This is a genomic window from Marinomonas sp. SBI8L, assembly GCF_001624705.1.
Classification (GTDB): domain Bacteria; phylum Pseudomonadota; class Gammaproteobacteria; order Pseudomonadales; family Marinomonadaceae; genus Marinomonas.
In genome coordinates, this window is record NZ_JSEO01000006.1 from 57825 (window position 1) to 78387 (window position 20563).

The window sequence follows — 20563 nt, forward strand, 5'->3', positions numbered from 1 at the left end:
TAGAATTTCACAAAAGTGTTTTAGGTATTGATAACACTCGTTCAGCGATCACCTGTCCCAAAACAAAATGCTCTTCCACATCTAGATGAATACCATCAAATTGACTTAATGAAACATGGTCAGAAGCTAATAATGTATCTACTTTGAGCGCTTTAATTTGTTTCAAGTATTCAGCTTCCGACCCCTTCCCTTTTTTAAAACCTGAGAACTTAACCGACATTTGCCCCAAAGGTTGTTTTATTTCTGGGGGAATGATGACCAAAAGCGGAATCGGTTTCGCCATTGGTTCTGGCATTACACTCTGTACTGTACGAATAAGATTAGCGAGACCAGTAGCACTCTCTTTAGCGTTGGCACCTATGACATCCTGAAAGTCATTAATTCCTAGCATAATGATCATTAGATCAATCGGTGAGTGAGACTCTAGAACCATTTTCACTGTCTCAAGCCCATTTCTTTGTGGCCGAGTAACATCATTAAAAATAGTTGTTCTGCCATTTAGACATTCTTCTATTACTCGACACTCATCCCCTAATTTTTGCTGTAAAACACCAGTCCACCTCTTAGCAAAGACTAAACGGTCTCTGGAATTCGGAATAATCCCCCATGAAAGTGAATCTCCATATACCAATATATTCATATCCAATCCAGTTTGGTTAATAGATTAATAGATTAATAGATTAATAGATTAATAGATTAATAGATTAATAGATTAATAGATTAATAGATTAATAGATTAATAGATTAATAGATTAATAGATTAATAGATTAATAGCCTGCCAGACTAATTCAAAAGTTTCACCAATTTCGTTGAGAAGTCACCATAACCCAAAGACAAATAAAAATTTATGACAGATTGATTAAATTGCATCACTTCTAACAGCACTTCAGACGCGCCGTTCTCATGAGCATGCTCCTCCACCGCACGAATCAGCTTTTTACCAAAACCCTGTCGCCTTGCAGAAGAAGCGACAAAAATGGTCGTTAAGTGACAAATTCTCTTATCTATAAAAAATGATGGCTTTGGTCCAGTTGGAATCGATACAGCGGCCATTCCAACTATTTCATCGCGCCTTTCGATGAGTAGAATATCGCTTTCTTCTCTTGCCATATGAGCGAGCCAAAAATCGGCATCACGATCTATTTCACCTTGCGCAGAAAAGGTATTAGGCATGGCATCATGGTGCTCGGCATTTATTTCATTTGATAAAAAACAAATGGCTTTTATATCATCTTTATTGGCCTTTCTAATCATTTGCATCCCTGCTTGTAAATTAATAACTTAGATTAACATTCCATGTTACCTGTTACCTGTTACCTGTTACCTTTATATTTTCCACGAATTTAGGCCTTCATTGAGAAAACGAATCGAATCTAACGAGTATTAAACCACTTATCTAATTCAAAAAAGCTAATTTTAAATGTCTTTTCAATATCCTGACTAACAAATCATTAAAATGAGTGTTTTTCACCCACCTTATTTTTCAAACAGCTTAATTTAAAGTTTTATCGGCTTTAGTTAACTTAAAGATAACAATAATTGATTGTTTGCTAACAAACTTAGTGAAGACTATTTCACATATAAGCCTTACTATTCAAACCAATTCACTAATCATTATTAATTCTAGGAATTGAGGTTTAAAAGTATGAAGGACATAGAGGACTTATTTGATCAAGGCGCTCAGTGGATGCCACTCATCACAGAAGGGGCAACTAATTTAGTCATTGGACTTGTCATCTTCTTTATAGGTAAATTTGTTGCAGCAAAATTAGCAAAATGGTGCGAGCACCTCATGCTAAAATCTTCCGTTGATAAAGCAGTAGTAGGCTTTTCTACCAGTATTATCTATGCACTTCTATTTGCGGCCGTTATTTTAATGGCGTTAGATCAAGTTGGTGTAGAAACGACCTCCTTTATCGCTATTTTAGGTGCGGCAGGTTTAGCCATTGGTTTGGCTTTACAAGGCTCCTTATCTAACTTTGCCTCTGGTGTACTTATTATCTTGTTACGACCATTTAAAAGCGGTGATTATATTGAAGGTGGTGGTGAGTCAGGCTCAGTGGATAAAATCGAGCTATTCCATACCTATCTTAAAACACCCGATAATCGCGTTGTGATCATACCTAATGCTTCCATGATGAATGGTTCTATTATCAACTACTCTCGTGAAAAGACACGCCGTCTAGATCTTGTTGTAGGAATCAGCTATGACGCAGATATTCGTCAAGCAAAACAGATTATGGAAGAAATTGTTGCTGCTGATGAGCGTATTTTAAAAGATCCTGAGTGCGTTATTGCTGTCGCTGAGCTTGCTGATAACTCAGTAAACTTTAACCTAAGACCTTGGGTTAACTCAGAAGATTATTGGAATGTCAGAGCAGATCTGCTTGAAACCGTTAAATACGCTTTTGATAAAAATAGCATTGGCATTCCTTACCCACAAATGGATGTTCATTTACACAAAGAAGGCTCTTAAGACTTCTCTTTAAATTAGCTAGATACAGGCGACTTAAGCTGCCTGTATCTGGTTTTAATCTAGCTATATTTAGTTGAATATAAGGTAAAGGACTTCTAACACCAGCCCTGCTGCCAAACCTGACTATCTCTTAAGTCTTGCCAATTAATGTCAAACAAACGCTTTGTCATAATCGCTTCAAGCTGGCATCTAATCACATTGCCCTCTAAGTCAAACTCAACATCTGATACAAGAAAGTGTTTTTCTTTATTTTGTGGCTGAATCGCAGTCCATTTAGTATGACGTAGCTTTTTAGTATTCACTTTATTCATTTCGTTCTCAGCTTATTTCGTTCAAGACCTATTTCATTCAAAGCCAATTTCGTTCAAGGCCTATTTAATAGAAGCTAATCACCTTTTTCGACCATGCTTTTGATTTTAGTCGCCTTCTCGAAATGATCTAGTTCGTGTGTTTGAATCCACCAAGTAGCCGCTTCCATTAGCAAATCAGGATCATCATTTTTATTCTTGAAAAAGGCATAAAACGATAAGCCAACATTGTCGCCTTTACTCTCTATTTTCTGATTACATACTTGGATAATTTTATCCCTAAATGTCTCTCGCATTTCAGCTATTCCTTTTGACTTATTTTAATGGAAACTGTTATTTACAGAGTTCATGATTCCCGTTAAGCATTTCAAGCGCCTTAACAAAATCATTATGCAGGTGCACTGGCTGCATTTTAGTAAGTGAAGTACTATCACACTTTTGAATACGGCTAAATGCTTGAAGCGCTTCTGCAAAACTAGAGACCACGAATTCAGCTTCATAACCTTTTTTATGTTTTGACACTTTATCTATAAAAGAGTCTTCAAAGTGTAAAAACTTAATCTCAAAATGTTTATCTTTACGATGGGCTTTACAGTCCATTCGACCGACAAATTCATCTTGGTACAAAAGAGGTAAACTAAAATAACCATATTGACGCTTTGCTTCTGGCACATAGCATTCGATTTGATATTGAAAACCAAAAATACTTTTCAGTCTCTCTCTTTGTATAAGGCTATTATCGAAAGGCGATAATATTTGAAATCGTTTTAGTGATCTTGGAAGCTTACTTTCTAAAGCCCCCTTTTCCATCACATAAATCTCACCATCAACTAATTGAATTTGTTCTAAAAGCCCTTGACCTAGTCGGGCGGATAACAAAGCTTTCATTGCTTTACGCAAACCAGTATTACGTCTTAAATAAGTAAGCCCTTTAAGAGACACAAAACCATGACACCTTAATTGCTGTGACAATAAATGCTCAGCAAACTCTTCAAGACTAGGAAAGCTCGTATTTACATCGTCAGGTAAAACACGTTCAGTTAAGTCGTAGGTTTTTTGGAATCCTTCACGGCTACTCACCATCAAATCGCCTTGCATATAAAGCTGCTCTAAAGCCTTTTTTGCAGGCTTCCAATCCCACCAGCCTGCTTGTTTCTTAGTTTGTGTCTCAATATCACGAGAACGTAGCGGCCCATCAGAGCGAACACGTGCTAAGAGTTCTGCCATATAAGCGGTATCAGGGTCTTTATACCAGTGGGTCTGGCCTGATTTAATTGCTTCTTTATAAAGTAATGAATAACGAAAATCAGACATAGGTAAGAAAGCAGCAGCATGGGACCAATACTCAAAAATGTCACCATTAAGCATTAGTTCATTTGTCATTTCTGCTTTGAATTTGGGCACCCGAGAGTGCAAAACGTGGTGATGTGCTCTTTCCACCACATAAATCGTATCAATTTGCACATAACCAAGATGATTGATGGCATTACAAGCGCCTAACTTGCCACTTCCAAATGGTTGGGCTTGTAATAAACCTTGAGCAGTTAAAGCTAAACGACGAAGGCGCGTCATATCTTTGGAAGATTTAATTTCAATCATCTTAGTTACTCATAAAATACAGATGAGTAAAAAATACTGTTTATATAAACAGTAGTCAAGATAATCAAATTAGATTAAACATTGAATGCTTGGTGATAACTTACTTCACCCATTGGTAAAGGTAATGAGGTTAACACCTTAACGAGAAAGTATTGCGCCGGTACACCAGCTAAAGTCAGCTCACTGTCTGCCTTGAAGCCAAAACGAGCGTAATATTCTGGCTCTCCTAATAAAACAACGCCTTGTGCACCCTGAGAGGCTAACTCATTTAAACCTTTTAAGATTAACTGACTACCAACCCCTTTACCTTGATACTCAGGTTTAACAGATACGGGGCCTAATCCAAACCATGAACTAGCTTCACCTGCAATTTTTACAGGTGAGAATGCAATATGCCCTACTATGCCGGTTTCATTTTCAGCCACCAATGAAAGCGTCAATGCACCGCTATTCCTTAAACCATTAACAATAAGGTGTTCGCTCGGTTTGGCACCAGGTTCGTGATGTGGGTGATTTTCAAACGCTTGATAAGTAATGGCTTCAATCGCTTTATAATCAGCTGCATTTTCAAAACGTATTTTCATCGTTTAAATTTTTCTCTCAAATATTATAAAAATGAAGGTTTACACTAGCATGCTTATTCATAAGCCCTTCACGCAAACATAAACAGAGTTTGTCGCTACGCCACCTTGGAACGGATTATCAAATTTCACAACATGTGATTCAACCTTATCAAACACCGTTTTTAACAAGGTTTCAAAGCTTTCTTCAGGCAGGTTTTGTGACCACATGGCAAACACACCTTGTGGTTTAAGCTGCTCTGCCATCAATGCTAGTTTCTCAGTACAATAAAATGAGGCATTAGTGGCGGCAAGGAACTCAGTTGGCGAGTGGTCGATATCTAACAAGATAGCATCAAACTTTTTACCTGGTGCTTCAGGGTCAAAGCCATTATCAGGGTCAATAGCTAAATCAAAGAAGCTGCCATGAATATAGCGATTGCGAGGATCTGCATTTAATATTTTACCAAGAGGGACTAATTCCTCTTTGTGCCAACCAATCACAGTATCAAGAAAATCAACAACGAGTTGCTCCTTAATACGTGAATCTTTAAGTGCTGTGACGGCGGTATAACCCAGCCCTAAACCACCCACAACGACACTTAAATCATCCCCTTGTACTGCTGCAAGTCCAAGCTCTGATAACGCCTCTTCAGCATCAACAAACATACTCGACATTAAAAACTCTTCACCAAGCTTTACCTCATAAATATCCCGATCGCCAAGTGCAGGAATACGTCGCCTACGCAATGAAATTTCACCGATAGGTGAAGCTTGGCTATCAATTTCTTTAAAAAGTAGAGACATATTGGCTGTTTTCCTGAAGGTTCATCTAAAAATTTTAATTGGAGCTGAGATTAAGGCCCCATTTAGCCATCATACAGGCTATAAGCAGAGTAACCTTTAATTAGAAAGTAAGGCCTTAATGAGAAGCTAATCTCTAATTAGAAGCCAAGCATAAAGGAATGCACTCGATACTGATATTTTAACGAAATATTGTTTTCTAAGTATTGATACTCAGAGTTTGAAGGCGATGTTGCGATAAGATCACCATTAAACATAATATGATGACGTTTATAACTGGCTTCTAAATAGATACCTGTGGATAAACTGACGCCAGAATAGTTCACCTTTTCCGTCTGTCTAAAATTAGCATGATCAGAATTAGAGACAACAAAACTGCCTTCATGGTCCTGGTAACCTATCCCCATGCCTACCCCCGCTCTATATTGCCAAGTATCGGGTGTTTCACGAGCAAACTGGTAATAGAGAATTGGCGTTAAGTAGATGGATAGTCCTTCTATTTCGGTGCCTAAATTATTCAAATTAGAGGACACTGAACCCTCTGTTTGTACTTGTTTATCGAGCTTTGATGAGACAAAGTTCGCGGAAAAAGTATAGGACCAATTCTTATCGTCCCAGATATATTCAGGCTTTGTACGAATAGAAATACTGGGTACAAATTCAATACCATCCGTTGTGAATTTAGCCGCTTCCTGAGAGCTATTTTTATCAGTGATAGTAATGCTTCTATCACCGAATGAAGGACCTAAAAGCACATCAAACCTTGTGGCAGACTGAGATTTTTCTGCAGAGAAGCTCTCATCTGCGTGACTATTCAAACATGGCATTAACACTAGAATTAAGAGAATACGGGGCATAATACATCCATATAAAAGCCCAAAAATGAGGCTTTCGAAATATAAAGCATAAGTTGTGATGCGCGCATTATATAAGAAAACCTTAATATTAATAATCTTCTTTTCATTCAACCTATTCATTATAATTAAAGCAGCTAAACCACTTTAACTCGCTTACTTATTTAGCTCGCTGAGATAGGTATCATCTTTGAACAGAATCACACACAAAAATAAACAAGCGCTTAACCCGCAAAAAACTGCAGATATTAAAATCGGTGCACTATGACTTAAAGTGAGTGATAAAGAACCGATAATAGCGACAATAACAGACGCTATACTCGTCATTGAGCTCAAACTTCCAAGCAACAACCCTGAACGTTCCTGCCCTAAACATTCAACAACATAAGCGGGAAAAGTACCGCTTAACAGAGCAATAGAAATGCCAGTTAGCATAAATGCATACAGCGACAAATTGACAAGTAAGAACACCATTAACCCATACAAAGAGGCAAGCAGGCTCGCAAACACAATGTAAATTGCTTCTTTACTCATCATTTGGGTAAGTGTTTTCACTAAATATAGGCTTGTTAGTATCATAAATGCACTCATAACAGCAGCATTAAAACCTATGTCTTTAGGCCCTAATTCATGCACACTCGTTAGCCAAACGGGAATAAAATGATATGCTCCTGTGGTACCTACTGCCATGACCAGCTGTACAACTAAAAGGCTTAAATAACCTTTATTGGAGAGAATTTTTGATAATGCTAATTTAGATTTTTTCTGAGCTGAATTGAGAGTATTTTGTTTCGTCTCTTGTACCCAAAACAACACAATAAGCCAACAAAAAATATAAATCAGCATAGCTAATACAAAGGCAAACTCTACAGCAAGCTCACCTAAACTACCTCCTATGATTGGCCCTGCAAGCAAGCCAGAATATACGGCAGCATTTATTTTAGAAAGCATGATAGATTTATCCGCGTCGCCGGCTAAATCTGTCGCAATAGCCCTAGCCACCGACACATTACCTTCGCACAAACCGACACAAAAGCGCGTGGCTAAAAATAAAAGATAATTGCCATAATAAAGCGCTAAGGCACTGACAGCATAACCAATAACCGTAAAAATGAGTGACAGACTTAATAAACGCTTTCGCCCTATACGATCAGACCAAGCTCCCAGAACACTGCTACCGATAATCATGCCTAAGGGGTATGCAGCAATGACCGCCCCAAGCAATAACTCAGCTTGAATACCTAAAAAGCTATTCAATACATTGGGTGTATCGGCTAAAAATAAGGGAGCCAAAATGGGATAAGGAAATGAAACACCCGCACAGCCTAAAAATACAACAAGGATAACAGGGTAAAGTCGAAATTGATTATTTGTCATAGATCCTTCTATTCCATAAATTATTTAAATGATGTCCTTTAAAATAAAACTCATCGTTTTAAATGCTTTGCACTAATTCGATTTCTTCTCCATCAGGCCCTTGAATAAAAACAACACGTCTTGCAATTGTTTGCTCATCTTGCCCCTTAATATCAAAAGGCCCCCTAAGAATGGGAGCGCCTTTAGATTCAAGAAATGCCATAGCAGTCTTCAAACATCTGACATTCAGGGCAAAGTGCACTAAAGCACCTAGGTTGCGCGCCTGATACATTTCAAAAGGGAATAACTCAATATAGGTGCCAGCACCTATCGCTACTTTTATATTTCCTTTATTACGACCAAGAGATTCATTCACCTCAAGGCCTAACACCTGAGTATAAAACCTAACCGATCTTTCTAAATCGGTGCAACTAATCGCAACATGACTTAAAGCAGTTTGGCCCAGTGAAATACTCATAAGTTAGCTGCTACGATATTTGCTGTTGAAGCATTCTCGCTGATCGTTAACACCATCACAGTTTTTCTAACATCGTTATTCCCAACCCTATCCATTTCTGTCTTAACAGAGACGAATCCATACTTTTCATACAGTGCGATATTATGGTCTTCACACCGCAAATATAACGATTGAACCTTTAAGTGTTTTGCTTTTGCAATGGCCTCAAGAATCAATTTGCTAGAAACGCCTTTACCTCTGTGTTCACTCGGTACATACACGCCATCTAACCAATGATGCCAGTTGGGGTATTGTTCTAATTCGCGATATTTAAGCTCAGCAACACCCACTAACGCTTGATCCATATGTGCCAGAATAGTCATAGGGAAAGTATCTTTATTAGCCCCTAATAAAACCTTCTCAGTTAACGTCGTTTTAACTGTTTCTGGCATACTGTGTCCCCATTCTACCAAATACCATTTAGCAATAAGGTGTGCATCTTGTTGATGATCTACTAACAATGAAATATCCATATTTCCTCTAAAAAAATCTATTCATATAAATTTAAAAGGCTAGATAACAACCCCTTATATCCAGCGCCTTACCCTTTTACAGTAATTTTCATATTCCTGACCGAAGGTCTCTACCATCACCTTCTCTTCAAACGCGATGTACCACATATTGGTAATAATAACGAATAAGACTACCCATAAGAACGAGCTAATGGCAGCACCACTTACTAGTGCAACACCAAATAAGGCGATTACAAAACCAAGGTACATAGGATTTCGACTAAAACGATAAAGCCCTTCTGTCACCAACTTATCTGGCCGCTCAAATGTCATGATGTTGGTATCTCGTTTTTTAAATAGGTTTTTTCCTTTTATCGCCATCAAGTAGCCAATCAAGATCCAAGGTATGCCTAGCAAATTGTAGGGGAAAGCTAAATTATGACGCGAACCTAATAACCAGCAACTAGCTAATATCAAAACAATAAAAAGTAAAAATAATATAGGTGGCAGTAGTTTTTTCATTTTCGTTCTCCAATAAAGTGTTTAGTTACTTTACTGGGAAATATTTGGCTTCACCTTTACCTATGTTAAGTCCATCTCTTTTCTAATTCTAGATAAGCTCACATCTGTAATACCAAGGTACATAGCCACATGCCTTAAGGGAATCAAATGACTTTCACCTTCAAATTCCTTTAAAAATATTTGATAACGCTCTCTTGCCGACAGAAGTAAAAAACTGGCTTCTCTCTTCTCTTTCTTTAACACAAGGCGTTCAAAAAGCTGTAGTAAAAAAGTCATTATATTTGAGTGTACTTGTGCAAGTTTTACGAGAGAAGCATAATCTATTGCCGCAACCCGACATGGGGTTATGGCTTGCGTATAAAAAGGACTAGGGCTGTTTTCAACTAAGGTACTAATACTGGCAAAAGCCCCACCAGCCCTTACTAAAGATTTATTTCTCTCTCTTCCTTCTTGATCAATATAAAAATATCGCCCAATCCCCTCAATCACAAAATAAATATTGTTTGGTTTATCATTGAAAGAAAAAATCAAATCTTTTGGCTGATAAACCTTAATAGTCATTTCCGCTAACAACTTATCCCAGTCATCTTGCGTCAAGCTTACTCTTGTTGAGAAAACCCTAACTAATTGATTTACCATTTCTGCTTTCATTTCATTCCTTGCCTTTCCATAGACGCTCTTAGAAACATGATACCAAGATTACAAGGCTAATCTTACCTAAAACAGCCTGAAACGAAGCCTTTAAGGCGAAGAAACCGACACCCCCCATAATAAAAATCATTAATTTTGGATTAAATATTTAACAAAAGATCATCGGTCTCTTAATCTTTAAATAAGAGACCGCCAGACACTTAAATATTTCAAGTCAAGATAAACACCTTATGAATTGGCAAAGAGCGAGAACAGACGACAAAAAAGTGAAAGGAAAGAGGCCATCTATCAGGCTGCTTTCACACTTTTTAAAGAAAAGGGTTACGAGGGTGTAAGTTTTAACGGCATTGCAGCTCAAGCAGGCTTTACCAAGTCCAATATGTACCGTTATTTCACCTCTAAAGAAGAAGTCTTTTTAAACGTGTTTGGGGATTTATTTGAAAACTAGTTTAACGATTTTATTAACCAGTTAAAGGCTTTTGACCATGAAGAAGATAGTCTCAAGTTTGCACAATCCTGGGTTGAAATCTTATTAAAACACCCAGAGTTTTTAGATCTGACTCCCCTTACGTTTATTGCACTGGAAGCAAATTCATCCTACGAAGAGTTAATTGAGTTTAAACGTAAATCTAAAGGGCTTTTATATCAGCTAGCGCTTGAAATTAGCAGAATTTATCCCGCTCTTGAAGGTGAGAATGCATTTCAATTTCTCACATTAAGTTATGCCGCAACAGCTAATTATTGGGCAGGTAGCAGGCAAAACGATGCGCTTAATCAGGTCTATGCCTTAGAAGAATTTCAAATGCTAAAGCCTGATTTCGAGCGCAACCTCATACGCTCTATTGTCATTATTATTAATGGCATAAAAGCAGAGAAAACCTAATTAAAAAACCCTGTTGTAACGAAAAAATGAACTTATTAAAGATCTAACTCACTTTTAGAAAGGTAAATAGCTATGTCACATCATGCAGAAAACACAATTAAAGTTAACCTACCTGCTAAGCAAGTTTGGAACATACTTGACGACTATGCCAGTGTTGAGAAGTTTGCGACCACAATTACCTCCTCCCCTATCATCAATGATATTCATCGAGGATTAGGTGCCAAACGTCGCTGCACCTTTAAAGATGGATCTAGTCTAGTTGAAGAGATCATCTAATATCAGGAAGGCCAAGGTTATACCATACTACTTTCTGATCACTCACTTCCTCTTAAAAGCATGCAAGCTAAAATGAGCGTTAAGGCAATCGATGCTAAATCTTGTGAAATTTTTATGTCGGCAGATTTCGTTGTAAAAGGCGGGCCGCTTGGCTTACTAATGGGAAGCCTTTTAATGCGCCCTATGATGAAAGGTGTATTTAAGAAAGTAATGACAGGCTTAGCCTATCATGCAGAAACAGGTGAGTTAATTGGCGAGAAACTACCTAAAAACACCCAAATAGATAAACTTATATTAGGCTAGTTTAAATTTTCGAATTAGTACAAAGGGACCAATAAGATCTAACTACGTAGTTCGGTGCACCATGTTATTTAGTACACCGAACAAGCTTTAATACACTACTCGAGAAACTAGTTATCTATGAGAGTATAAAGAACGCAAGTAGAGATGCTCAGGGATTTTATCCGCAATCGTGGCATGTAACTCAGGCAATCTAGACCAATGTACACCCTGTCTGTGGTGATGAGCTGTGTGATAACCAAGGTTACCTGTCAATAGATTGAAGACACGATTTAAATTGTTATAAGAAGCTTCAAACTCATTCTCTGTGCTCAAGCCAGAATGATGATCATAGGTAACATAAGCCGTGAAAAGTAAGCTGGTAATCATAGGCAAAGCAAATAAGAAAAAGCCCGCGATAGGATTAAACCAAACAAGTAGGCCCACAATCAAAAAAGTAGGTGCTAGATAAGTTAAGAAAGGCTTAAGTTGCTTGGGAAAGCGTTTACCCACTGAATACCCTCTTGGGTAAGCTGTGATAGCCACTTCAAGTGTATAGCCAATTACCCCCATCTTAGTGCCATCTTTACGTTGCCAGCGGCTCTCGTCCTTTTCTTGGTCAAGAAAGTTAATATGGTGACCTAATACATGGTGCAATCGCCATAGGTTTGTTGTCACACCAGTATGCAGTGCGTAAAAGAACTCCAAACCACGATTTAAAGCATCAGAGCGGAAAGTAAATAGATGCTGATGGTGGTGATTCCAAGCGCAAATAACCCCTTTTGGAATAATCATTAATAGGTAATAACCTATGAGTAAAACTGTGCTTTCAAGAGTGAAATAGAGAATAAAATCTAAGAGAGTAAGCGAAAGGATGATAGTAACGGGCCAGCGGTCTTCTTTATACTTAAAAATGCCGGTATGTTTTGAAGCTTTAGAGATATTTTTCATTTGAGTCCAATCTAACGATTAATCATGGTTACAGCGTTCCTTGCTAAAAATTAATGATGTCTATGGTGAACAAGTCTCTGGCAACTAAAGGTAGTCAAACTCCCCTGTTTGCTCTCCTAAAACGACTTGAGTGTTATTATTTTGTTCAAATTACTAAGCTTTTCCCTCAAAAAACCAAACAGTTAAAAAAGGGAACCTACTTTAGCGCGGGCTACTATAACTGCAAATGCGACAAACGTGTTAATTTTTTGATTTATTTACAGAAGCGTTGACATAAGGCGGGCATAAAATGTGACAAAGCCTAGGGAGCCTACGAATACGTCCTCCCGCCTCAGCGTGTGGATAAAAGCCGCTAGATTTATGGCGAGGAGCGCAACTTAATAGTTATTCTATTGATAAGGTTCTCAACGTAAAGATAGGGCTTTAGACCACGCCCTTCGGGTCTTTGAAGAATACCTAAACGGCATTTCAGAAAAAGTAACACCCTGTGTTGTCACTTCTCGAAAGGTACTTACACAGACTTTCTATTAATAAACGCAAAGTAACGTCTTGTGTGATATTTTTCCCCATATACCTTAGAAAAACAGACTGAGAAGAGGTGACTTAATCGCAGGTTCCCTTGGGAACCTGTGAATTGAGGTGTATCTGCATCTTAAAATATAAAACACCTGATTTATTAAACTCTTCACCTTGTTTTTCCATACCTAGCTTTTCATAAAACCCAGCAGCCGTTATACGGGCATCACACCAGAAAAGCCTTATCCCCTCGTGTTGAAGTTCTCTCATAATGTACTTTATCAAGTGAGAACCAATCCCTAACCCTTGAAATGCGTTTAAAGTGGCAAATTTTCTAAGCCTTGCAACATCTTTATTTTTATAGACAGAAGCGACGCACACTAAACTCCCTGCCTTGTATACGCCATAATGTTGCGCGTCCTCATCACCATCAACCTGACAAAAGCTTATTGGTTTATCTGGCCATAAGACCTCTTGTCTTAAGGGCAGAGCGTCTTGCCAATTGATAGCTCGTATTTCCACTGATACTCCTCGTATACAAAGTGGCAGGAAAAAGAGTAGATAAACTAGTTAAGCCGACTAGCTTTTCACCCAAACTTGTCGGGTGCCATCGGAATTAAAACCCACACTATAACAGTTTTTCTGACTAACACTTTCTAGGATGACATCCGTTAAAATCAATTCGGAACCTTGCGTAAGCGCATCTTCAATTCGAGCATTTAAAAGAGCCAATTGACAACCTCTACCTCGCAAGCTTTCTTGCGTAAAGGCATTAGCTAAAATCGCAACATCATTTTTCACATAAGATGTCGCCCAGGCACAAGGCTCACCATGAAAGTAAGCAATAAAAGTACGGAATGATTCAGTACAGTAAAACAACTTTTTCTCTTTCCAAATTTGGTCAGTACAAGTAACACCTGATGTTTTCAAAAGCGCTAAAAAGTCATCCGCTTTATTTTCTTGCCAGCGCTCAACTGTCACATTATTCAGTTTCATATGGTTAAGTTTTGCTTGAGAGCGATTTAAACTCAAAAAAGCATGCTGGTATTCTGGCTAATAACCTCTTTCATCTAACCAATGTTTCAAATCGTCGTTCATCAAACCTGCTTCAATACTAATTTCAGGCTGGAAGCCATGGCCGTATAAACGATAAAGACTGGTTAAATAGTCCAGATCACAAGACTAATAAATTAAAATTTGATTATCAAATTCACGTGTTTTGTCTATATAAGCTAATAATCCAGATGATTCGAGAACAGCTAGCTCACTTGGAAGCATAGTCGATAAGCTACGTTTATTATTAAATCGAAAATAACGGCTATAAGCGTCTCTTGCCCTTTTAATCTGCATTGTTCCCTCAATGATTTAACTTAATTCTGATCTACCTGATCAAAAGTAATGACTTTAAATACCCATCTGATCAAAAACTTTTTTAATCCATGATTTTTCATAGTTAAAGAAGCATTCACGACAAGCACATAATATTTATTTTTCTATAAATTACAAACACTTATATTAATATTACACCTCATGCTTTTAATTAATAATAAATATAACAATAAATCATTTAATCGAAAAGGTGATGAGATGCTTAGCTCAGACTAATAAAACAGGGCGAATTTATGAATAAAAAAGTCATTAATACAAAAATATCAGACCTAAAAAGCATAGAGAGCTAATAAAAAAGCACATTAGAATTGACAAATATACAGAAGCGTTAACCTTAGAAACCTAGGTTCGAATTTGGTCTTTTAGCCATAACCAGTCTTCTGTTACCTGTTTTGCGTAAGCGAGGCTAGATAGCTTTATCTCGTCAATACAAGTAGGTAAAGACAAGACTACACTCTGCTCAAAAGCCAAAGAGCGCCTGTCGCCACGGCAATGAGCTAAAGCCAAAGCTTTACCACAAGCAACGGCGTAATCAACAAAACCTCCTTTTAGCGCAGCTTTTTTACCTAAGGCAATATCTTCAGGGTCGATACCTACTTTTGCATGATGCCGAGAACGAATTAACCAATGCTCATTTTTCCATTCAACTTCATCTAATACTAAATCCGGAAAACGTTGCATTTTACGCTGACACATAATCGTTAAATGGGCAGGATTTAAACGGTTGTTAGGACTCAATCCCGGGAAAAAATAGATAGGAGCAGCCTCTCTCTGCTTTTTAACTTCAACAAGATGACATAAGGCTAAATCTTCAAACCCTTTATAGTCTTTTGGGCCAATTAAAAAGTAATAACGTGACATATTCACCGAGCCTGTGCCTGCATTTTTACGAGCAACAATATCCCAGATATAATCATCCATGTAAGGCGCAAAGGTATCCGCCAGTTCATGATAAAGCGCGTCATCCAAAGGTTGGAACTTGTCCTCTAAATCCTTAAAAGATAAAGACGTGCCTTCAAACTTAATCGCTTTGGCTAATGTGCTTTTTAGATGAAATTGTTCTCCCCCAATTGCTCGCCTTTGTGCTTTTTTAGAGGGCTTACTCAAGATAGAAAAGTTTTCCAGGGCACTTCTATCCATGGCCATGTGTCGATGCTCTTGGCCATTAAGACCTAGTTCGCAAATAGATAAATAGCCTTTTAAGAAAGACTCAATCCCTTGTTCAACTTGTGATTGAGTCACTACTTCGTCCGTTGCCTCAGCCTCTAGTCGACAGTGCTCAGTAGATAAAGCCAAGCTGCAGCAGAACCTTAATAAATCCCATTCAGGACGGCCAATACAGGCATCATCGAAATCATTTGGCGAGAAGATAACACTCTCCCCATGGGAACCTTCTTCCGTTAAAAAACCGAAGTTTGAAGTATGGCAATCTCCCATCACACAGGTTAAAGGCAGGCTCTTCAAAGCCTCAGGGACAACTAAGGTGCCAGAAGCAATATCAGCATAAAAAAGTTGAGCAGATCCACGATAAAATACAAAAGGTGATAGCGCCATTTTCTGGTACTTGGCTTCCTCTTTTGTGATCTTAACTCCATCAATACGTGTTAACTCTCGGGTTACCAGTTCAGCTCTTAATGTCATATTGTCTCTCCCTATTTCCCTACACTAATCAAATTGAAATAAGCTTAAAACCAACGAAATAATGTTTACTTCTCCATGCCTATTTCTTCTTCTAAAAAGCTTAAAAAAGCATCTAATTTAGGCGAAAGTGCACGCTTCTGATGATAAAACGCAAAACGATCAATATCTGGTTGTTCAAAATCAGCTAATAATTGAATTAATGCACCATCCTTCAACGCTTCCTCAACGTAGACAGAATAGGTATTTAGAATTCCCAATCCCTGTAATGCACCTTCAATAGAAACCGGAATATGATTACTGATGTAACGGCTTTGAACCTCAAAGGCAAACTCTCCCTTTTCCGGGTTAGAGAATTTCCATTGATTAAATAAACGATCGCCTCCTTTATGGAGAATAACACTGTGTGCCTTTAACTCTTGAGGATAAGTTGGCGTACCATTAGCCTCAAGATACTCAGGGCTTGCTACTAAAATGGGTAATAAGGGCTTAATTGGCAAGCAATATAGACCTAGATCTGCACCTGGCTTTTTAGATCGAATAGCCACATCGTAACCATCCCGTTTTAAATCTCGCCAGTGGTTTGATAAATCGAGTTCAACCTCAAGTTCAGGGTAAAGCTTCATAAACTTGGGCATAAGCGGTGCAAGTAAATGTAGCCCTAAAGAGACAGGAGTCGTTACCATGAGCTTACCTTTAGGTGTTCCTTGTGCTTGTTTTGTTTCGTTTTCTAACTCATCCAACTCATTCAAAATAAATTCAGCTTTATCATAGTAACGCTGGCCAGTATCCGTTAAAGACATGGTACGAGTACTTCTGACCACTAGCTGAGTCTGTAGCTCTTTCTCCAGTAGTTGTATGGCTTTACTGACCGTAGGACTTTTTATCTGTAAACGTTCTGCCGCCTTCGCAAAAGAACCCGCTTTAACCAAGGTAACGAAAATTCGCATTCGCTGAAACTTATCTCCATGTCGTGACATATCGTCTTATTAGTTCCTTTAAACTAAGAATGAATTAGATATTAAGTGTATTACACTATTTTAAGTTATCAAATAGACTTGCCAACCTTATTTATAGCAAGGGTTAGCCGGTGAATATCTATTTGTACCTTAATCGTTTTATGACAGCTCTAGCAGACTATGGTCTGATGTTCTTAATCCCCTTATTTGTCTTTCAAACTACACAAAGCGCCCAATTGGCTGGTCTCGCATTTACGATTGAGTATTTGGTTAAGGTATTTTTTAGTCCTGTGGCGGGCCTATTAATCGATAGATATCCGTTAATCAAGCTGATGAGCCTAGTTAATATCACTAGAGCTTTTGTGAGCATTTTTGTCGCGACAGGGTTATTCTTTATTGATGGGCAAAATAACCAAATAATTTTTGCTCTCGTAGTAACCCTATCTGTGTTTAATGGCTTTGGTTTTGCCATCAATTTTATGGCACAAGAGACCTTACTAACCCAATTAATAGAGTCGAAATACTTTTCTAAGGTACAAGCTAAGGTGCAAAGTTTAGAGCAAACAGCCTTGGTAACAGCCCCCATCATCTTTGCCGCTGCGTTAAGCATTGTTGAATTTCATTGGGTTTTAGCAAGTTTCATATTCATTTTTATCATTGCAAACATGGCGTTATTAAAAGGCGCTAAACAAGATGTATTTGATGAACCTTCAGATCGCTTGCTCTCATTAAAACAACGACTTGCTGCAAACTTTAGCGTCGGGCAGAGTTATCTGTTTAATTCCAAGCCACTACAGCGAATTGTCTTGTCAACTTTCTTATTAAATCTTATTTATGGCACTTTATTAGCCATTGGTGCGCCTGCAGTAATTGGGTACTTTGAAAAAGATGCAGGTAGCTTTGCGAGCTTACAAACGGCAGGTGCCCTTGCCTCCATCATTGTACTCATCATGATAGTCAGTCTATCGGATCGTACGACACCAACACAACTTGGCATCATTGCCTTTGTGTGTGTGAGCCTAGGAGGTTTTATCTCAGGCTTTGCCAACAGCTTTGAACTTTTTGTTATTGGTGCCATGCTCATTCTCGGGTTTGATGGCATGTTCAACGTTTACATTCGTACTCGAAGAATGGAAATCATAGCTCGAAAAGATTACAGCAAGGTAATGGGGTTATTAATGATAGTGAACAATGTCAGTAAACCCTTATCCGGTTTGATTGTTTTTAGCCTTGGGCATTGGTTCTCCGTATTAGAAATACTCATTTTTGCTACAACATTTGCCAGCATTCTGACCTTTAGCCTCAAGCTATTCCACACCTCAGAGAAGGAAAGCACCTTGCTAGAAAGCACAGAATAACTTAAGAAACAGCGACGAGAGGGTTTATGGACTGACTAGCTTGTTAGGCCTTGCATCCAAAACTCTCTTAACTGATTAGCAGAGACGCTTGTACCTAACTGAGATGGATCAGACTTTACGCTTGCTTCAACTGATGAAGAGAAAATACGACTAGCAAGCTGACGTCCAATATTTTGAGTGGCAGTAGTCTTATCTATGCGACTTTGATAATACTGATTTAAGACCTCTTCCAAATTATTAGTATTGCCAGATTGACTATATTCTTGTGCGTTATACTCATTGAGAAGATTCACTAAATGCCAAGCATCTTCTAATGCCTGACAGGCACCTTGGCCCGAAGTGGGTAAAGGTGCATGCGCCGCATCTCCGATAATGAGCACATTACCTTTATGCCAATAAGGTAAAGGCGCTATATCATGAACAAGAATACGGTTAAGTGACGCAGGCTCATAATGCCTCAATATTGTTTTAACCGCATCAGGCCAAGCTTGAAAGCGTTCATGCATCTCTTCATACCATTCAGACAAGGGTCTTTCTCTATCAAGCTGAGTAGACCAAGCTGCAGCCCAATAACAGCGCCCTCCTTTTACAGAAACGATGCCAAAGCGCTCAGCATCACCTCGATAATCTTGTATCGCCTCTTCTAATGCATGAGTCTCTAACTGAGCTGTACCAATAATATTCACAAAACCTTGGTAACTAGGCGCTACAGAGTCATTAAATAGATGTTGTCTCACTACAGACCTCATACGCCCATCCGCACCGACGACTAAATCGACACCTTGCGCTATTGCTTCAATATCTTGCGCTTTGATTGCAGATGAAAATCTTATGCTTCCACCTAATGCCACCAACTTATTCTCTAAAATAGTCATCAAGTCACGACGCAAAATACTGACCGAACGGTACCCACAAAGCCGATTTACTTCTTTTATATCAAGTTCTGCTTTTAGTTGCCCTTCGTTATCGTATTGCTGCATAAACATAGGCAAACCACCCTTTTCCAATACCGCTTTATCAAGACTAAGCTTTTGCATTACAAACATGGCATTTGGCCATAAGGTAATACCGGCACCCATGGTTTTAAGGCCCGCATTGGCTTCATAAACACTCACTCGATACCCTTTTTTAATCGCCAAAATAGCTAGGGCTAAACCCGCTATACCAACACCAACAATGGCAATGTGCTTTACTGCTTTTGCTTTCATATTGATTACCACGCCTTTATCTCAAAATTAAATTCGAAATAGAGTGTGACAAACTCATTCATTAGGATAAATTAGCAATTATTAAATAGTTAATCCCATTTAATGAGTTAATTTATGATTGAGAAAATTGAAACCCAATGGCTACTTAGCTTTAAAAGTGTCTACGAACAATTAAGTTTTAAATTAGCTGCGGAGCAACTTCAGCTACCTAGTTCGAATGTGAGTCGTCACGTATCTCTATTAGAAAAGTCGCTGAATTCACGTTTATTGGAGAGAACGACACGAAAAATGCAGGCAACAGCTGCAGGCACAAAACTCTATCACTCACTAATACCTTTAATGCAAGCGATGGATGATGCATTAGAGGAAGTCTCGTTACATGGAGAATCAGTGTCTGGTCACCTTAAAATGATCACACCAGATCTGCCTTTTATGGGAGATATCATTGCCGACTTTTGTCTAGAGCATCCGCAGATCCAATTAAGTTGTGATACTCAATTAAACCCCTCTGAAAGCTTGATGGATGGGTTTGATCTGATACTCAGTTTTGGCCGTGGGCCACTCGAAGATTCTGGCTGGGTAGCAAAAGAAATACTACGTTGGACAAGCTGCGTCGTAGCATCACCCTCTCTGCTCAAAGAGCATGCCGTACCAAGTACATTGAATGAACTTAGCAAATCCCCCTGTATTACGAGTTTATCTGTGTTACAGGGCACGCCTTGGCGCTTTAAAAACCAAGAAAAGCTACAAGTGGAGTCCAGCTATAAAGTGAATAGCGGCAACCTTGCCAAGGCAGCAGCGCTAAAAGGTTTGGGTTTTGCCATATTACCACTGCACGCTTGCCGAACAGAAATAGACAAAGGGGATTTAATTGAAATTAAACTTGATGAAACACCAGAAGACTTAGTATTACACGCTTTTTACTCGGGACGAAAATACCCGCTTCAGAAAGTTAAAGCCTTTTTGACGCACCTATCTTCTAGGCTAGAAAAGAGCCCTTAATAAA

The 20563-nt window shown here is 38.5% G+C and carries 27 protein-coding genes; 7 read left to right on the top strand and 20 right to left on the bottom strand.

Annotation, left to right across the window (positions count from 1 at the left end; genetic code table 11):
- Positions 1-7 precede the first annotated feature (7 nt).
- Both OA91_RS10460 and OA91_RS10465 read right to left on the bottom strand, forming a co-directional pair.
- Positions 8-640, bottom strand: a complete 633-nt coding sequence (locus OA91_RS10460) for a GDSL-type esterase/lipase family protein (protein ID WP_063338175.1) — start codon at positions 638-640, stop codon at positions 8-10.
- 144 nt (positions 641-784) lie between these two features.
- The gene (locus OA91_RS10465) at positions 785-1255 is read right to left on the bottom strand and encodes a GNAT family N-acetyltransferase (protein WP_063338176.1); all 471 of its coding nucleotides are present in this window, start codon (positions 1253-1255) and stop codon (positions 785-787) included.
- A 391-nt stretch (positions 1256-1646) separates the two neighbouring features.
- On the opposite strand from OA91_RS10465, the gene OA91_RS10470 reads away from it, so the two are divergent.
- Positions 1647-2477 carry a mechanosensitive ion channel family protein gene (locus OA91_RS10470; protein WP_063338177.1) on the top strand — a complete coding sequence of 277 codons (831 nt, stop codon included), beginning with the start codon at positions 1647-1649 and terminating at the stop codon, positions 2475-2477.
- Positions 2478-2572: 95 nt separating this feature from the next.
- On the opposite strand, the gene OA91_RS10475 is transcribed toward OA91_RS10470, so the two are convergent.
- The 11 genes from OA91_RS10475 to OA91_RS10525 all read right to left on the bottom strand — a co-directional run bounded on the left by OA91_RS10475 (position 2573) and on the right by OA91_RS10525 (position 10100).
- A complete protein-coding gene (locus OA91_RS10475) occupies positions 2573-2788 on the bottom strand; it encodes a TIGR02450 family Trp-rich protein (protein ID WP_063338178.1) in 216 nt (71 codons plus the stop codon).
- Between the two features lie 74 nt (positions 2789-2862).
- The gene (locus OA91_RS10480; protein WP_063338179.1) at positions 2863-3081 is read right to left on the bottom strand and encodes a DUF6500 family protein; all 219 of its coding nucleotides are present in this window, start codon (positions 3079-3081) and stop codon (positions 2863-2865) included.
- 37 nt (positions 3082-3118) lie between these two features.
- Positions 3119-4384, bottom strand: a complete 1266-nt coding sequence (locus tag OA91_RS10485) for a winged helix-turn-helix domain-containing protein (RefSeq protein WP_063338180.1) — start codon at positions 4382-4384, stop codon at positions 3119-3121.
- A 74-nt stretch (positions 4385-4458) separates the two neighbouring features.
- The gene (locus tag OA91_RS10490) at positions 4459-4968 is read right to left on the bottom strand and encodes a GNAT family N-acetyltransferase (protein ID WP_063338181.1); all 510 of its coding nucleotides are present in this window, start codon (positions 4966-4968) and stop codon (positions 4459-4461) included.
- A 57-nt stretch (positions 4969-5025) separates the two neighbouring features.
- Complete coding sequence (locus OA91_RS10495) at positions 5026-5751, bottom strand: hypothetical protein (protein WP_063338182.1); 726 nt, start codon at positions 5749-5751, stop codon at positions 5026-5028.
- Positions 5752-5888: 137 nt separating this feature from the next.
- Positions 5889-6605 carry a hypothetical protein gene (locus tag OA91_RS10500; RefSeq protein WP_063338367.1) on the bottom strand — a complete coding sequence of 239 codons (717 nt, stop codon included), beginning with the start codon at positions 6603-6605 and terminating at the stop codon, positions 5889-5891.
- 153 nt (positions 6606-6758) lie between these two features.
- Positions 6759-7979, bottom strand: a complete 1221-nt coding sequence (locus tag OA91_RS10505; protein ID WP_063338183.1) for an MFS transporter — start codon at positions 7977-7979, stop codon at positions 6759-6761.
- Positions 7980-8037: 58 nt separating this feature from the next.
- On the bottom strand, positions 8038-8436 hold the full coding sequence (locus tag OA91_RS10510; protein ID WP_063338184.1) for a VOC family protein: 399 nt from the start codon (positions 8434-8436) through the stop codon (positions 8038-8040).
- Complete coding sequence (locus OA91_RS10515) at positions 8433-8948, bottom strand: GNAT family N-acetyltransferase (protein WP_063338185.1); 516 nt, start codon at positions 8946-8948, stop codon at positions 8433-8435. Before OA91_RS10515 ends, OA91_RS10510 begins: the two co-directional genes overlap by 4 nt.
- Before the next feature lie 54 nt (positions 8949-9002).
- Complete coding sequence (locus tag OA91_RS10520) at positions 9003-9449, bottom strand: methyltransferase family protein (protein WP_063338186.1); 447 nt, start codon at positions 9447-9449, stop codon at positions 9003-9005.
- A 60-nt stretch (positions 9450-9509) separates the two neighbouring features.
- Positions 9510-10100 carry a Crp/Fnr family transcriptional regulator gene (locus OA91_RS10525; RefSeq protein WP_063338187.1) on the bottom strand — a complete coding sequence of 197 codons (591 nt, stop codon included), beginning with the start codon at positions 10098-10100 and terminating at the stop codon, positions 9510-9512.
- A 235-nt stretch (positions 10101-10335) separates the two neighbouring features.
- Between OA91_RS10525 and OA91_RS24575 the strand changes: the two genes are divergently transcribed.
- The 4 genes from OA91_RS24575 to OA91_RS10540 all read left to right on the top strand — a co-directional run bounded on the left by OA91_RS24575 (position 10336) and on the right by OA91_RS10540 (position 11562).
- On the top strand, positions 10336-10548 hold the full coding sequence (locus OA91_RS24575; RefSeq protein ID WP_231870349.1) for a TetR/AcrR family transcriptional regulator: 213 nt from the start codon (positions 10336-10338) through the stop codon (positions 10546-10548).
- A 108-nt stretch (positions 10549-10656) separates the two neighbouring features.
- Entirely contained in the window at positions 10657-10983 is a 327-nt protein-coding gene (locus OA91_RS24580) for a hypothetical protein (RefSeq protein ID WP_231870363.1), read from the top strand.
- Positions 10984-11055: 72 nt separating this feature from the next.
- Positions 11056-11259 (top strand): hypothetical protein, encoded by a 204-nt coding sequence (locus OA91_RS10535; protein ID WP_063338188.1) that lies wholly within the window; start codon positions 11056-11058, stop codon positions 11257-11259.
- 72 nt (positions 11260-11331) lie between these two features.
- Positions 11332-11562 (top strand): hypothetical protein, encoded by a 231-nt coding sequence (locus OA91_RS10540; protein ID WP_063338189.1) that lies wholly within the window; start codon positions 11332-11334, stop codon positions 11560-11562.
- A 111-nt stretch (positions 11563-11673) separates the two neighbouring features.
- On the opposite strand, the gene OA91_RS10545 is transcribed toward OA91_RS10540, so the two are convergent.
- The 6 genes from OA91_RS10545 to OA91_RS10565 all read right to left on the bottom strand — a co-directional run bounded on the left by OA91_RS10545 (position 11674) and on the right by OA91_RS10565 (position 16982).
- Entirely contained in the window at positions 11674-12489 is an 816-nt protein-coding gene (locus OA91_RS10545) for a fatty acid desaturase (protein WP_063338190.1), read from the bottom strand.
- A gap of 603 nt (positions 12490-13092) precedes the next feature.
- Positions 13093-13527 carry a GNAT family N-acetyltransferase gene (locus OA91_RS10550; RefSeq protein ID WP_063338191.1) on the bottom strand — a complete coding sequence of 145 codons (435 nt, stop codon included), beginning with the start codon at positions 13525-13527 and terminating at the stop codon, positions 13093-13095.
- Positions 13528-13584: 57 nt separating this feature from the next.
- The gene (locus tag OA91_RS24415) at positions 13585-14037 is read right to left on the bottom strand and encodes a hypothetical protein (RefSeq protein ID WP_197477787.1); all 453 of its coding nucleotides are present in this window, start codon (positions 14035-14037) and stop codon (positions 13585-13587) included.
- Positions 14038-14187: 150 nt separating this feature from the next.
- Positions 14188-14355, bottom strand: coding sequence for a hypothetical protein (locus OA91_RS24420; RefSeq protein WP_197477788.1), 168 nt, complete (start codon positions 14353-14355; stop codon positions 14188-14190).
- A gap of 381 nt (positions 14356-14736) precedes the next feature.
- A complete protein-coding gene (locus OA91_RS10560) occupies positions 14737-16035 on the bottom strand; it encodes a DUF2252 family protein (RefSeq protein WP_063338192.1) in 1299 nt (432 codons plus the stop codon).
- A gap of 65 nt (positions 16036-16100) precedes the next feature.
- Positions 16101-16982 (bottom strand): LysR family transcriptional regulator, encoded by an 882-nt coding sequence (locus OA91_RS10565; protein WP_063338193.1) that lies wholly within the window; start codon positions 16980-16982, stop codon positions 16101-16103.
- A 140-nt stretch (positions 16983-17122) separates the two neighbouring features.
- Here OA91_RS10565 and OA91_RS10570 point away from each other — a divergent pair, with 140 nt between their 5' ends.
- Positions 17123-18349 (top strand): MFS transporter, encoded by a 1227-nt coding sequence (locus OA91_RS10570; RefSeq protein WP_063338194.1) that lies wholly within the window; start codon positions 17123-17125, stop codon positions 18347-18349.
- Positions 18350-18384: 35 nt separating this feature from the next.
- Here OA91_RS10570 and OA91_RS10575 read toward each other — a convergent pair whose 3' ends face one another.
- Positions 18385-19557 (bottom strand): FAD-dependent monooxygenase, encoded by a 1173-nt coding sequence (locus tag OA91_RS10575; protein ID WP_063338195.1) that lies wholly within the window; start codon positions 19555-19557, stop codon positions 18385-18387.
- Between the two features lie 114 nt (positions 19558-19671).
- Between OA91_RS10575 and OA91_RS10580 the strand changes: the two genes are divergently transcribed.
- Positions 19672-20559: a LysR family transcriptional regulator gene (locus OA91_RS10580; RefSeq protein WP_063338196.1), complete on the top strand. Its 888-nt coding sequence runs from the start codon at positions 19672-19674 to the stop codon at positions 20557-20559.
- Positions 20560-20563 lie beyond the last annotated feature (4 nt).